This is a genomic window from Undibacterium sp. TC9W, from assembly GCF_049339865.1.
Taxonomy (GTDB): domain Bacteria; phylum Pseudomonadota; class Gammaproteobacteria; order Burkholderiales; family Burkholderiaceae_D; genus Undibacterium.
On the sequence record NZ_JBMPPJ010000005.1, the window covers coordinates 179,985 to 193,924 of the forward strand.

A 13,940-nucleotide genomic window follows, 5' to 3' on the forward strand; every position below is an offset into this window, starting at 1 on the left:
AGCCCCCGACGAACCGGGGCTCAGGCGCAACAAACTTAATTGCGGAACTTCTTGTCCTTCGAAATAACGGTCATATCAACATATTTTGAACCGTTATGATTCGAAGGCGAAAAACTCACATCAAAACCACCAGCGTCATAACTGCTGCGGTTGATACTTTCCAGTGCAGACACCAGTTTTTCTCTGGTGAGACCTGAGCCGGCGCGTTTCAAGCCTTCCACAAATACTTTGGCAGCCAGATAACCTTCGAAGCTGGAAAAATTCAGATTTTTATTTCCGGCCTTCTCCATACTTTTCGTGTATTCGGCAACCACAGGTATTGACGGTGACCATGGAAATGGAACCACCTGTGAAATCACGACACCAACGCCATCTTTATCCAGCGCATCTGCCAGAGCCTGGCTACCGACAAAAGACACATTGTAAAACATGCCTGTATAGGCAGCCTTGTGCATTTCTTTGACCAGCGCACTACTCGCCGCATAGGTGCTGATCTGTATGATGGCATCTGGCCGTTTTGGCAAGAGCTTGGCAACAGCAGCTGAGACATCAGTGCTATTCCTTTCCACTGTTGCCATCTCGGCTATACGCAAATTCCTTTTCTTCATCGCCAGCTCCACACCAGCCAGACCTGCCTTGCCATAAGCATCGTTCTGGTAAAAGACGGCGATATTTTTTGTTCCCAGATTAGCCAGACGATCGACCAGATATTCAGTCTCGTCGTTATAACTTGCCCGGATATTGAAAATCTGACGGTTGAGAGGTTCTCTCAGGGATTGTGCACCGGTATAAGGTGCGAAGAAAGGGACTTTTGCTTGCGTGAAAATGGGTAAGGCTGCATTACTGGTGGCTGTACCTACATAGCCAAATAAAGCAAATACACCATCGTTTTCAATCAGGGCCTTGGTATTGGTAGCCGCCAGATCTGCCTCATACTTATCATCTTTTTGTATGATTTCAATCTTGCGGCCATATACACCACCAGCAGCATTGACCTGATCAAAATAAGTCTTGGCACCTGAATTGAGCTGCAAGCCAAGTTGTGCTGCAGGGCCGGAAAATGCAGCTGACTGCCCCAATAAAATTTTTCTATCTGTGACACCGGTTTCGGCTTGGGCATTTGCCATCGCCATCAACACCAGTGCCACCCCTATTTTTGTTTTTGCTCTTACTTTTGAAACACCAACAAATTCATTTACTGCAAACTTCTTAAACATCGTCATATTTAAACCGCATCAGGACCCGTCTCGCCAGTGCGAATACGTATTACCTGCTCCACATTTTGTACAAAAATCTTCCCATCACCGATCTTGCCGGTATGGGCTGCTTTAATAATTGCATCGACTACATTGTCGGCAATCTTGTCATCTACTACGACTTCCACCTTGATCTTGGGCAAGAAATCGACCACATACTCAGCGCCACGATACAGTTCCGTATGCCCCTTTTGACGGCCAAAACCTTTTACCTCGACCACAGTCAATCCTGTCACACCAACGTCTGCCAGTGCCTCACGCACTTCGTCGAGTTTGAATGGTTTGATGATAGCGGTAATCTGTTTCATTTCCCTCTCCTTAAATTGTTACGGTTAATACGATTAATATAATTAATACGGATCAAACTAGTCTCTGAACTTCGAAGTAATAGGATAACGCCAGTCACGCCCAAAAGCGCGATGGGTAATCCTGATACCTATGGGCGCTTGACGCCGCTTGTACTCATTAATTTTGATCAGGCGCGTGATGCGTTCCACATCCTCTGCCGCATAGCCTGCCGCAACTATCTCGGCACGCGCCTTGTTTTCTTCCATATACATGGCCATGATGCCGTCCAGGATGTCATAGGGCGGCAAAGAATCCTGGTCTTTTTGATCAGGTCGCAATTCAGCTGATGGCGCCCTCGTCAGTATCCGCTCGGGTATTACGGCTGACAGGGTATTGCGATAGGCACACAGGCGATATACCAGGGTTTTGGCAATATCCTTGATAACGGCAAAGCCACCTGCCATGTCACCGTACAAAGTACAATAACCAACTGCCATTTCACTCTTGTTACCCGTCGTCAAAACGATGGAACCATATTTGTTCGACAAGGCCATCAACAGTGTGCCACGTATCCTGGCCTGTATATTTTCTTCGGTGGTATCTTCCTTCAAGCCAGCAAATTCCTGGCTCAGGGTAGAACGGAATGCGCTGAAGCAATCGCTGATGGCGATTTCATCGTAGCGCACACCTATGCGTGCCACCATATCACGCGAATCCTGCCACGAAATATCGGCAGTATAAGGCGAAGGCATCATGATCGCCCTGACCTTCTCTGCACCAAGCGCATCGACTGCAATTGCCAGCACCAGGGCAGAATCAACCCCGCCAGACAAACCCAGCAAAACACTGGGGAAACCGTTCTTGCCTACATAATCACGTACGCCCATGACCAGTGCCTGATAAACCTCGGCTTCCAGCGATAAGGCCGCTTCCACGCGAGCATTCAAAGGCTGCGCGCCGTCAAATTCGACTACTTGCAAATCAGCTTCGCAATGCTTCATTTGAGCGCAAATCTGACCCTGGACATCCATGACAAATGAATTACCATCAAAAATCAATTCGTCCTGGCCACCGACCAGATTGGCATACACCAGGGACAAGCCCTGAGAGATCACATTGGCGCGCATGACATCGTAGCGCTGATGCTGCTTGCCCATGTGATAGGGTGAACCGTTTGGCACCAGCAGCACTTCTGCGCCCGCCTGCCTGGCTTTTGCGGGCGCATCTGGCAGCCAGGTATCTTCACAGATATTGATGCCGAAATTCACGCCCTTGATAGTGAATACACAAGCCTGATTACCTGATGAAAAATAGCGTTTTTCATCAAACACCATATCATTTGGCAAATCACGCTTAAAATAACTTGCTAATACCACACCACCTTGCAGCACAGAAACAGCATTATACCGTTTACCATCGGCCTCACCCGGATGACCGACCAAAACCGCAATGCCGGGAAATAGCGTAAGCTGTTTCTTTAAGGTATCGAGTGCGACAGCGGTATCATGATAAAACGCGTGGCGCAGCAATAAATCCTCTGGTGGATAACCTACCAGGGACAATTCCGGTGTGACGAGTATGTCTGCTCCCTGCTCTGCGGCACGGCGGGCATATTCTGCGATCTGGGCAGCATTGCCGGCAAGATCACCGACAACGCTATTCATCTGGGCAATGGCAACTTTTACGGTCATATTTGCAAATCTGTATTAAATCGAAAATGAAATCTGAATCTCCAGCCCCACATTATCGCATGCGTATCGTCACTTCACTGAGCGAGATAGCGCAATCATCATGGGATAGCCTGATTGCAGATCAGACGCTTGCCAATCCATTTCTATCGTATGCATTCTTGAGCGCCATGGAAGAGTCAGGTTCTGCCACTGAAAAAACTGGCTGGCAAAGCTGCTTTATTACCATCTGGGATGGAGAGCAGCTTGAAGCTGCGATGCCACTGTATGAAAAAAGCCATTCCTATGGCGAGTATGTGTTTGACTGGGCATGGGCCAGGGCGTTTGAGCGGCATGGCCATGACTATTATCCCAAGCTGTTGTCCGCCATCCCTTTCTCTCCCATCACGGGCAGCCGCCTGCTGGCACGCAATACGGCAGCACAAGGGGCATTGATCGCTGCCCTGCAGGAGCTACGAGATGCCGGTGAATATTCTTCCAGCCATTTGCTGTTCTTGCCGGAAGATCAGGCGCGCATGCTCAGTGAAGAAGGCTATCTTTTGCGCAAAGGCGTGCAATTTCACTGGAAAAACCAGGGCTACCAATGTTTTGATGATTTTCTGGATACACTGGACAAGAAAAAACGCAAAAATATTCGTGCTGAGCGCAGGAAAGTGCAGGATGCCGGCATACAGTTCCAGCATGTGCGCGGCAAAGACATACAAGAAGACGATTGGCGCTTTTTCAAAAGCTGTTATGACCAGACTTATGAAGAACATCACTCAACGCCATATTTGAATCTGGATTTTTTCTTGCGCATAGGTCGTGCCATGCCAGAAAACATCCATCTTGTTATTGCATTGCGAGACGGCAATAAGATCGCTGCATCCCTACTCATTCATGATCAGCAGCGCGTGTATGGCCGCTATTGGGGTTGCCTGGAAACACATCCCTGCCTGCATTTTGAAACCGCTTATTACCAATCCATCGATTTTTGCATACAGGAAAAAATTGCGATTTTCGAAGGTGGGGCACAAGGCGAGCACAAAATGGCACGTGGTTTTCTGCCAACCACGACCTGGTCGGCACATTACTTGAGTCATCCAGAATTTTTTGACGCAGTATCAAATTTCCTTGTACGTGAAACACAAGATATTGAGCTATATTTAGATGAGTTACATCAACACACACCATATAAAGCGCTGAAACACAATGGAGTAAGCGCTACTTGAAATTTTGCTTCGTTCAAGGCATCCTGTCGCCATGCAAAATAACTTTCTCTCGACACCGAATGCACCACCTGCTGCATTGCCAAGCAAACGCGTCGGACGCTTTTACCTTAGCGAGCGTCTGGGCATGGGATCAAATGGTGCCGTGTATCTGGGACACGATCCTGTCATAGACCGGGATGTTGCCATTAAAATATTTAGTGCAGGCAATAATGCTGCCGACAAGAAGCAACGCGAGCAGCAATTTATCAATGAGGCACGCGCAGCTGGCAGGTTATCCCACCCAAATATCGTGACGATATTCGATGCTTCCAGTGAGGGTGGTACGACATTTATCGCGATGGAATTTCTGCAGGGCAAGGATTTGCGACATATCCTGGCAGACGGCAAGCAATTCGACATCATAGAGACCGCGAATATCATACAAAAAATTGCCGAGGCTCTTGCCTACGCCCATAGCAATGGCGTGATACACCGCGACATCAAGCCTGCGAATATCTTTGTTTTACCCAACCAGCAACCCAAGGTGGTGGATTTTGGTATCGCCCGCGCACCAAATCGCGTATTGGATGAAACCAGGGAACAAGCCCACACCCTGTTCAACAATAATATTCTGGGCACACCCAACTACATGTCACCAGAGCAGGCTAATGGCAAACCTGTCAATGCCTTGACGGATGTGTATTCGCTGGGCACGGTCATGTATGAAATGCTGACTGGCCAAAAGCCATTTCAGTCGCAAGATGTTGACAAATTATTGCAACAGATTGTAAATAAAGTAGCGAAATATCCCTCAGAAATTCGCCCTGGCATACCGGATTCATTATCCAAAATTGTCATGAAGGCGATGCAGAAAGACCCTGCAGCACGTTATGAAAGTGCCGCTGAAATGTCTTTGGCATTAGAGAAATTTCTTGAGCGCGACAGAAAACTGAAGCGCAAGCGTCAGAAGCAAGGTAGTGATACCAGCGACTATTCCAATGACGATAGTCCGCACGTTGGTTCCTGGTTGAGTTGGGCCGCGCTGATCGCTGCCGTCGTCGGTGTGGCAGCTTATCTGATACACAGGATATGAGCATGGTGGTGATGCACGCGGAATGAGTCAGTAAAAAACAAAAAAGGTGCGATCAAATCGCACCTTTTTTTAATTCTAAAGCTCTTAGTTACTACCTTTTGATTGCTAGCTCTTAAGCTTCGGCTTCAGCTTTTTTGAAACTTTCTACACCGGCCAAAATTTCTGCCCTGGCATCGTCAGGACCGCCCCAACCTTCAACTTTAACCCATTTGCCTTTTTCCAGATCTTTGTAGTGTTCAAAGAAATGCTGGATCTGGCGCAGACGCAATTCGTTCAGGTCTTCTGGTTTTTGCCAGTGTGTGTAGATAGGCAGGATTTTATCTACTGGTACAGCCAATACTTTGGCATCGTTACCGGCTTCATCTGTCATTTTCAGGATGCCGATAGGACGGCAACGCACTACCACGCCAGGGATCAGCGGGAAAGGAGTGATTACCAATACGTCAACCGGGTCGCCATCACCAGCCAGAGTTTGTGGGACATAGCCATAGTTGCAAGGATAATGCATGGCAGTACCCATGAAACGATCGACAAAAAGGGCGCCAGTATCTTTATCGACTTCATACTTGATCGGATCGCCATTCATAGGGATTTCGATAATAACGTTGAAGTCATTTGGCAGATCACGACCTGCTGGTACTTTATTCAAGCTCATCTTGCACTTTCTGTATAAGTATCAATAGAAGAAATGGTTTGAACAGGATTATATAGTTTTTCAAGGCAAAATTGTGCGCCGCAACAGGGCAGCATGACAATTTAACTTTCAGCCTGTTTATACAATCCGCATCCTTATAACATGGTTGCCATCGCACATTGGCGATAATGGCTGGCAGCTTCTTCTGCCTGACCCAGCGCCTCATGCAACTGCGCCAGCTTCAGATTGCCTTCGCGCACAGTGCGCGGATCTACTGCATCGGACAGAGCTTGCTCCATATGCCTTTGTGCCTTGCCCCATAATTTCTGACGCAAGCATAGTGTACCAAGCGTCAGTGCCAGTTCTGGGTCCGTCGGATGCTGCTCTGACCATTTTTCACAATGTTCAATTTGTGATAACAAGGCAGCAGATCCCTCTGATGCTGCGGCATCACGGTAAGCGCGCATGAGGCGATCATCCCATTCTTCTGCCAATGCTTTTTCGACTATGCCACGGGCATCGTCAAACAAGCCGTGCGAGTTGAACGCGGTTGCGGCAGTGCTAGCGATAAAAGCCGATTTGCGCTCTGCCTGAGGGATTTCATACCAGACCCTGCGCAGGGATTCGGCATCATGCCCCTGGTTCTTCAGCAAGTCTTCATAAGCCAGCTCACGCAAACGTTGCGACAGCGCCGGATGCAGGGCGCGGTGCTTGTCCAGTGTGCGCACCAGCTTCAATACTTCCTGCCACTTCTGTGCCTGCTGATTGGCTTTCAAGGCCCAACGCAAGACCTGAATATGGCGTGTACCATTAGCATTCAGTTCACGCACTGCTTCCAGTGCCTTGCCAGCCTGATGCTGATCGACCAGCAATTCTGTCATGCTCACCAAGCGGGCAACCTTGTATGCGCCATCCTGCTCAAGACCGGCAAACCATGAATCACGCCGCTCATACTGGCTCATGTGATGGGCCGCACGCGCGCCGATGAGTGAAGCAACGCCAGCATTGTCTGGCAAATCAGTGGCGCGCATGGCGGCTTTTTCGGCATGACCAAAGCGACCTTCAAACAAGGCCTTCAAGGCTTCACGCAAGGCCTTGTTGCTGTCTTTTTCACGCTTGTTTTGACGGTACAGGGCAACTTTGCGTGGCATTTTTCTGGTGGTGACGATGGCGCGTATAACCAGATAAATAACGACAAAAGTAAGCAGCAACAGGAACAGGAAGAAGTTCAGTGACAAGTCTATCCGGTAAGGCGGAAAGAACAGAACCACATTCCCAGGGTTATAACGTGCGCCCACGGCCAGGCCAACAGCGAGCGCAAAAAGAATCAGAAGCCGGATAAAGATACGCATACTCTTATGGCTTCACTTTATAGTTACGTACCGCATTCAGACTCTCGCCCAACGTCGGCATTTCTATCGACAGATTACTACCCTGCACCTGACGCAACAAGGCTTGCACAGTCTGCGTCTGCTTGGCGCGGGTATCAAAATACTTGCCGATGGCATCCTGTGCAGCAATCATGTCGCTCCTGAAGATACTCTCATTCCTGGACAACAGTGCCAGCCTCGCATTCAACAGACGCAGCTTCAGGTTTTCGCGGGCGAAATAGGATTGAGATGGTGTCAGCAACAGCACATCCGGCGTTTCTACATTACGCACGCGTATCAACTGTTTGACTTCATTCCACATTTCGCTGGAAAAACTCTGCCAGCCATCTTGCAGGCGCATGCTCCAGGTAATTTCTTCAACATCATCGACAGTCTTCTTTTCTGTTTTTGCAGTGACTGAAGATTTTGGCAAAACGCGCAATGGCGCTTTTGGTGGTGTTGCTGATACCACAGATTTTTCATCCGACCATAATGGGATATGGTCAATCTGGGCAATCACACTATCCAGGCGCAATGCGACACCAGGCAAATCCAGGGCAGGCAAAGACTTCAGTCTTTCGATGTCTTTGGCAATCGCACGGCGTATGGAAATAAATTGCGGCTTGTCCGATTTAGCCAGGCGGCCATCAGCATTTTGTAAAGCAATCAGGGCACCTTGCACATTACCGGCCAGTTGCAATTGCTGGCTCGCCGTTGCCAATACCTGCTCAATCTCGGCCAGTGCCCAGTCATCGCGATTCTTGGACAAGTCCTGATACAACTGTTCAAGAGCCAGTTGCTGGCTTTGCGCCTCAGACTGTTTGCCTTCCAGCAGAATGACCTTGGACTGGATTTCCTTGGCAGTCTCTTGCACATTGCGCGCCAACAATTTGGTTTCACTGCTATTGGTATCGGCAGTTTGCAGTCTCTTGGCGACTTCTTCACGCAAACCACTGATCTGGTTTTGCGATGACCACCAGTTAGCTGCCAGTAAAACTGCGAGCACACCGGATACCAGATAGGCCGGACTGGCCCAGCCTGGTTCCCTGGCCGCTTCTGCAGGTAAAGTTGGGGCGGTCTGTCGCACCTGGGCATCGACAGGATTTGCCGTCACGACGGCGTCGGGATTTGATTGCTGTTCACTCATAGACGAGATTGTAACGCGACAAGCAGTTGTTCGTCGCCAGAAGCTGTTAAGGTTATGTGCAGAAACCCCAGAGATTGTGCGGTTTCTTCGATACGGCTGTGTGGCACCAGCAAATGTTGTCGTTGCATTTTTGCCACGCCACTATTTAATTTCAACGCCTCTACATAGTCACACAAATTGCGCAAAGCCTCAGAACTGGTGATGACCCAGTCATTCCCGGTTTCAAGCAATTGTGTTAAATGCTTTTCTTTTTCATCATTCAATATTGGTTTGACCCTGCGATAAGCAGCTACCTGCACCACTTCCACACCATACGCACGCAAGGCATCGGCCAATAATTCCCGGCCTGATTCACCCCGGATGATCAATACTTTCTGACCGCGCAGCGCATCAAGATTCAACTCGGCAAGCAGAGTTTCAGAATCTGTCTTCAATTGATTACGTGGGCGCAAAATGGTCGAGGTCTGGTCGTTCACGCCATATTCGGCCAGTTTTGCCCGGCTGCCTTCACCCATGACCGCAAAAGTCAGCTTCTCTGGCAAGTTCGTCAGATGCCGGAAAAAAGCCTCTATGGCATTTGGGCTGACAAAGGCTATCAGAGCATAGTCTTGCAACTGACCTAATTGTGCAATCAAGGCGGTATTGTCTTCCAGTGCTGCTATCTCCAGCAAAGGGAAATGTTCCACCTCACGCCCCATGGCTATCACCTGCCTGGCAAAATCCTGAGCCTGTGCGAGTGGGCGCGTCAGTATGACCTTTTGATTCTGCATGTCTTGGCTATATCACTCAGTGATCTCAGCTTTGCACACTGCAAGTATGGCTTCTGCATCCTGCGCAGATAGCGCTTGTGCCAATTTCAGGCCCAGTGCATGCGGCTGATCAGCGGCACCAGCAACTTCGGCCATGGCGATGCGTGTGCCATCCGGCGTGGCAACCATAGCCCGGATCTGCATCTGGCCCTGGCTGACAGTCGCAAAAGCTGCCAGCGGTATTTGGCAACTACCACCAAAGGCCTTGGATACTGTACGCTCCGCCGTTACTGCCTGCGCAGTCTCAGTATGATTCAGGGCCGCCAGCATGGCTCGCAACTCTGGCCGGTTATCGGGTATTTCTATTGCCATTGCGCCCTGCCCTGCTGCCGGCAAGCTTTCTTCAGGGGCCAGGCAGGCGCGTATGCGTTCAGGTACACCAAGACGTTTGAGACCCGCTGCAGCCAGGATGATGGCAGCGTATTCGCCATTATCAAGTTTGCGCAAGCGGGTATCAAGATTGCCGCGTAGCGGGCGTATCACCAGATGCGGGTAACGGGCGGAAATCAGGGCCTGACGGCGCAAGCTGCTGGTACCGACTACTGCTCCCTCAGGCAAACTGTCCAGACCAGCATAGTCATTCGAAACAAAGGCATCGCGCGGATCTTCACGTTCCAGAATTGCCGCCAGGGTAAAGCCTTCGGGCAAATCCATGGGTACGTCCTTGAGAGAGTGCACGGCCAGGTCAGCGCGGCCTTCTGCCATGGCGACCTCCAACTCCTTGACGAACAGGCCTTTGCCTCCCACTTTGGACAGAGCGCGGTCCAGTATCTGGTCACCACGGGTCGTCATGCCCAAAATCTCTATCTGCCAATCAGGGTACAGTGCAGCCAGGCGGTCACGCACATGTTCGGCTTGCCACATTGCCAAACGGCTTTCGCGTGAGGCAATAATCAATTTTTTAGAACTTGAAGATGTCAAAATAAGGCTACTTTCAACTGTAAAAGCTGGATACAAAAACCAGGCACGATTTTATCATTGCAGGAAATGACTTTATAAGTAATTCAGATGACAAGATGATAGTTTTGCGTGAATTAAATTAAATGCAGCGGCGAAATGGGGATAGAAGCACATCAAACCTGGTCAAACTTGACATAGTCAGCCTGAAAACGGCATCATAGCCCTAGAACACGCCTTGATATACGTCATGCCGCTCATGATTCAGCGGCTTTTTTACGTATACTAGCTATTTTTCACCGCATCACCCAACTGGATTTAGCATGCTCCCTGGTACCGAAGATAAAAAACACCTGATACTGACAGGCGACCGCCCTACCGGCCCCCTGCACCTTGGCCACTTTGTAGGCAGCCTGCGCAACCGCGTCAAATTCCAGAACCAGTATGAACAATACATCATGCTGGCTGATGCCCAGGCCCTGACCGACAATATGGAAAACCCGGCCAAGGTTCATGACAATGTCATGGAAGTGGCGCTTGATTACCTGGCTGTTGGTATCGATCCGGCCAAATCAACTATCCTGATCCAGTCGCAAATTCCTGAACTGACAGAATTAACTTTCTACTACCTCAATCTGGTCACGGTAGCGCGCCTTGAACGCAATCCGACGATTAAACAAGAAATCACCCTGCGCAATTTTGAGCGCGATATTCCTGCCGGCTTCCTGACATACCCTGTCAGCCAGGCAGCAGATATCAGCGCCTTCAAGGCCAGCCTGGTGCCGGTCGGTGAAGACCAAATACCGATGATAGAACAGACCAATGAAATCGTCCGTCGCTTCAACCGTCTGGCAAATAAAGAGATTTTGGTGGAATGCCAGGCACTGGTGCCTGAAATTGGCCGCCTGCCTGGTGTTGATGGCAAGGCCAAGATGAGCAAATCACTGGGCAATGTCATCAACCTGAATTTTTCACCCGCCGAAATCAAGGCTGCAGTGCGCAATGTCTATACCGACCCGCTGCATCTGCGCGTGGCTGACCCTGGTCACCTGGAAGGCAATGTTGCCTTTATGTACCTCGATGCCTTCGATGAAGACAAGGCCGGCCTGCAAGAAATGAAAGACCATTATGTCCGTGGCGGTCTGGGCGACAGCATCGTCAAGGCGCGTCTGGAAGGTATCTTGCAGGACATGTTGAAACCGATACGTGAACGCCGCGAAGAATTTGCCAAAGACCGTGGCCAGGTTTTGCAAATACTGAAAGAAGGCACACGCAAGGCACGTGAAATCTCTGCACAAACGACTGATGAAGTCAGGGCAGCAATCGGCTTGAAACACTTCTGATCTGCGGGGGGGGATTCGCCCCGGTTCTCTCTGTTATCCTGGGCGAAAATTTTATGAGCGCAACTGATTTCCATCTGACACTCAGTTCCGCTCGCGCCCTGCATCTGGCCGCACAGGGCTTGTTAAATCCTTCGCCGCGCAAAGCTGGCAAACAGGATGTGCTGGCCTGCATACGCAATATGAAGGCATTGCAGATTGACACTATCAGCGTGGTTGCGCGCAGCCCTTACCTGGTGCTGTGGAGCCGCCTGGGTAATTATCCACATGCATGGCTGCATGAATTGCTGGAAGAAGGCCATCTGTTTGAATACTGGTCTCATGAAGCCTGCTTCTTACCGATAGAAGACTACGGTCTATACCGGCATCAGATGGTGTCACCACAGGGTCTGGGCTGGAAATACAATCACAAGTGGCTCAAGGAAAATGCTGCGCAGGTAGAAACCGTGCGCCAGCATATTCATGCAAATGGTGCCAGCCGTTCGGCAGACTTTGAACGCACCGATGGCAAAAGTGGTGGCTGGTGGGAATGGAAGCCGGAAAAACGCTCACTGGAAGTGTTGTTCACGACTGGCGAACTGATGGTTGCCAAACGCCATAATTTCCAGCGCATTTATGATTTACGCGAACGTGTACATCCCAAATGGAATGACAAAAAACATCTGAAACCTATCCTGCATTGCGAGCGCACCCAGATCTTGCAATCCGTCCGTGCGCTTGGTATTTGCAAGGCAAACTGGATCAGCGATTATTTCCGCATGGGCAAACCCGATGCCAGCAACCAGACAACACAACTGGTCAAAGAAGGCTTATTGATACCTGTTACGGTTGATCAGCACGAGGCCCTGTTTTATGCGCATCCCGATCGCCTCGATTTGCTGGAACAGGCAGGCGAAAACAAACTGAAAGCTACCGCCACCCGTATCCTTTCACCTTTTGACCCGGTGGTGTGGGACAGAAAACGCGCGATAGACCTGTTTGATTTTGACTATAAACTTGAATGCTATACGCCAGCGCCAAAACGGCGTTATGGCTATTTCACCCTGCCGATCTTGCGCAAGGGTGCCCTGATTGGGCGCATGGACGCCAAAGCCCATCGCAAGGAAGGCATACTGGAAATCAAGGCCCTGCATCTCGAACCGGGCGTACGCGTTTCTCAAGCCCTGGCGGCTGACCTGGCAAAAACTTTGCGCGAATTCGCCATATGGCATGAATGCCATGATTTGCAATTGACTTGGTGTAGCTCAGCGGAGTTGATACCTTTGTTGGAGGCACTGATTTAAATGTCTCCACGATACGCATTATTAATCAGCCTGCTGCTGGCCAGCTCCATGACAATGGCTGGTGAGGCTCCTGAGAAAATCAGCTTCCCCAGCCTGGACTTGCAAGACGGCCAGACTGTTCAGCTTGAGGCCTTCTGGTTCCATGCCAGGGGCAATGCTGCCACTGCGCCAACCGTCATTGCCCTGCATGGTTGTGGTGGCTTGTATAGCTCCCGCAAGGGACATGAGCAGGAACTGAATGCCAGACATCACAATATGGCCAGGCTATTGCAGGAGAACGGCTACAACGTGTTGATGCCTGACAGTTTTCGCCCGCGCGGCACAAATAGCATCTGTAGCAGCGCCTACAAAAACCGCGATATCAGCACCAACAACCGCCGTCTGGATGTGCAAGCCGCCTTGCAATGGGTAGGCAAGCAAGCTACTGTTGATGCAAAAAACATAGCCCTTCTCGGCTGGTCGAATGGTGGTTCTACCACGCTGAACTCCCTGAATACTGCCCATAAAGCGGCAGGCAAGGATGATCTTTACCCCAAGGCGGCCGTGGCGTTTTACCCAGGCTGCCAGGGCTACCTGAAAGCACGTCCTGCTTATCGCCTGGCGTCACCTTTGTTGATCCTTATAGGCGCAGAAGATGACTGGACACCTGCGGCCCCTTGCGTGAGCTTTGAAAAAATGCTCGCGCCTTCGCCTGTCAAGGTCAGCGTCTTTGCCGATAGTTATCATGATTTTGATGCCCCAGACCTGCCAGTGCGCAAACGCATGGATGTGCCGAATGGCGTGCATCCCGGACAAGGGGTGACGACGGGCAGCAACCCGGCAGCCAAAGAACTTGCCTACAAAGAAATGCTGCTGTTTCTCAAACAGCACTTGAGTGCGCAATAGTAATGCAATAGGGTGTGCAAAAAGTGTGCAATGATTGCTGAATAATTCATCAAATAGCTT

At 50.1% G+C, this 13,940-nt stretch carries 13 protein-coding genes; 5 read left to right on the forward strand and 8 right to left on the reverse strand.

Features of this window, described 5'->3' with window-relative positions; genetic code table 11:
• Positions 1 to 35: 35 nt before the first annotated feature.
• The 3 genes from ACO0LN_RS08605 to ACO0LN_RS08615 form a co-directional block, all read right to left on the reverse strand.
• Positions 36 to 1,133: an ABC transporter substrate-binding protein gene (locus tag ACO0LN_RS08605; protein ID WP_370529129.1), complete on the reverse strand. Its 1,098-nt coding sequence runs from the start codon at positions 1,131 to 1,133 to the stop codon at positions 36 to 38.
• A gap of 92 nt (positions 1,134 to 1,225) precedes the next feature.
• Positions 1,226 to 1,564 carry a P-II family nitrogen regulator gene (locus ACO0LN_RS08610; RefSeq protein ID WP_110253085.1) on the reverse strand — a complete coding sequence of 113 codons (339 nt, stop codon included), beginning with the start codon at positions 1,562 to 1,564 and terminating at the stop codon, positions 1,226 to 1,228.
• A 57-nt stretch (positions 1,565 to 1,621) separates the two neighbouring features.
• Positions 1,622 to 3,235: an NAD+ synthase gene (locus tag ACO0LN_RS08615; RefSeq protein WP_422972789.1), complete on the reverse strand. Its 1,614-nt coding sequence runs from the start codon at positions 3,233 to 3,235 to the stop codon at positions 1,622 to 1,624.
• 26 nt (positions 3,236 to 3,261) lie between these two features.
• On the opposite strand from ACO0LN_RS08615, the gene ACO0LN_RS08620 reads away from it, so the two are divergent.
• Both ACO0LN_RS08620 and ACO0LN_RS08625 read left to right on the forward strand, forming a co-directional pair.
• Positions 3,262 to 4,443: a GNAT family N-acetyltransferase gene (locus tag ACO0LN_RS08620; RefSeq protein ID WP_422972791.1), complete on the forward strand. Its 1,182-nt coding sequence runs from the start codon at positions 3,262 to 3,264 to the stop codon at positions 4,441 to 4,443.
• A gap of 31 nt (positions 4,444 to 4,474) precedes the next feature.
• Complete coding sequence (locus ACO0LN_RS08625; RefSeq protein WP_422972793.1) at positions 4,475 to 5,515, forward strand: serine/threonine protein kinase; 1,041 nt, start codon at positions 4,475 to 4,477, stop codon at positions 5,513 to 5,515.
• A gap of 112 nt (positions 5,516 to 5,627) precedes the next feature.
• On the opposite strand, the gene ppa is transcribed toward ACO0LN_RS08625, so the two are convergent.
• From ppa to hemC, 5 genes are all read right to left on the reverse strand, one after another.
• Positions 5,628 to 6,170, reverse strand: a complete 543-nt coding sequence (ppa, locus tag ACO0LN_RS08630) for an inorganic diphosphatase (RefSeq protein WP_422972795.1) — start codon at positions 6,168 to 6,170, stop codon at positions 5,628 to 5,630.
• Between the two features lie 134 nt (positions 6,171 to 6,304).
• Complete coding sequence (locus ACO0LN_RS08635) at positions 6,305 to 7,501, reverse strand: heme biosynthesis protein HemY (RefSeq protein WP_422972797.1); 1,197 nt, start codon at positions 7,499 to 7,501, stop codon at positions 6,305 to 6,307.
• 4 nt (positions 7,502 to 7,505) lie between these two features.
• The gene (locus tag ACO0LN_RS08640) at positions 7,506 to 8,666 is read right to left on the reverse strand and encodes a uroporphyrinogen-III C-methyltransferase (RefSeq protein WP_422972799.1); all 1,161 of its coding nucleotides are present in this window, start codon (positions 8,664 to 8,666) and stop codon (positions 7,506 to 7,508) included.
• Positions 8,663 to 9,436, reverse strand: coding sequence for a uroporphyrinogen-III synthase (locus tag ACO0LN_RS08645; protein ID WP_422972801.1), 774 nt, complete (start codon positions 9,434 to 9,436; stop codon positions 8,663 to 8,665). Before ACO0LN_RS08645 ends, ACO0LN_RS08640 begins: the two co-directional genes overlap by 4 nt.
• A 12-nt stretch (positions 9,437 to 9,448) precedes the next feature.
• On the reverse strand, positions 9,449 to 10,396 hold the full coding sequence (gene hemC, locus ACO0LN_RS08650) for a hydroxymethylbilane synthase (RefSeq protein WP_422972803.1): 948 nt from the start codon (positions 10,394 to 10,396) through the stop codon (positions 9,449 to 9,451).
• A 299-nt stretch (positions 10,397 to 10,695) separates the two neighbouring features.
• Between hemC and trpS the strand changes: the two genes are divergently transcribed.
• Genes trpS through ACO0LN_RS08665 form a run of 3 tightly spaced genes read left to right on the forward strand, consistent with a single transcriptional unit; the run spans position 10,696 to position 13,880 of the window.
• Entirely contained in the window at positions 10,696 to 11,715 is a 1,020-nt protein-coding gene (gene trpS, locus ACO0LN_RS08655; protein ID WP_422972805.1) for a tryptophan--tRNA ligase, read from the forward strand.
• 53 nt (positions 11,716 to 11,768) lie between these two features.
• The gene (locus tag ACO0LN_RS08660) at positions 11,769 to 12,995 is read left to right on the forward strand and encodes a winged helix-turn-helix domain-containing protein (RefSeq protein WP_422972806.1); all 1,227 of its coding nucleotides are present in this window, start codon (positions 11,769 to 11,771) and stop codon (positions 12,993 to 12,995) included.
• Complete coding sequence (locus ACO0LN_RS08665; protein ID WP_422972808.1) at positions 12,996 to 13,880, forward strand: dienelactone hydrolase family protein; 885 nt, start codon at positions 12,996 to 12,998, stop codon at positions 13,878 to 13,880. It begins immediately after the preceding gene.
• The last annotated feature ends 60 nt before the right edge of the window (positions 13,881 to 13,940 follow it).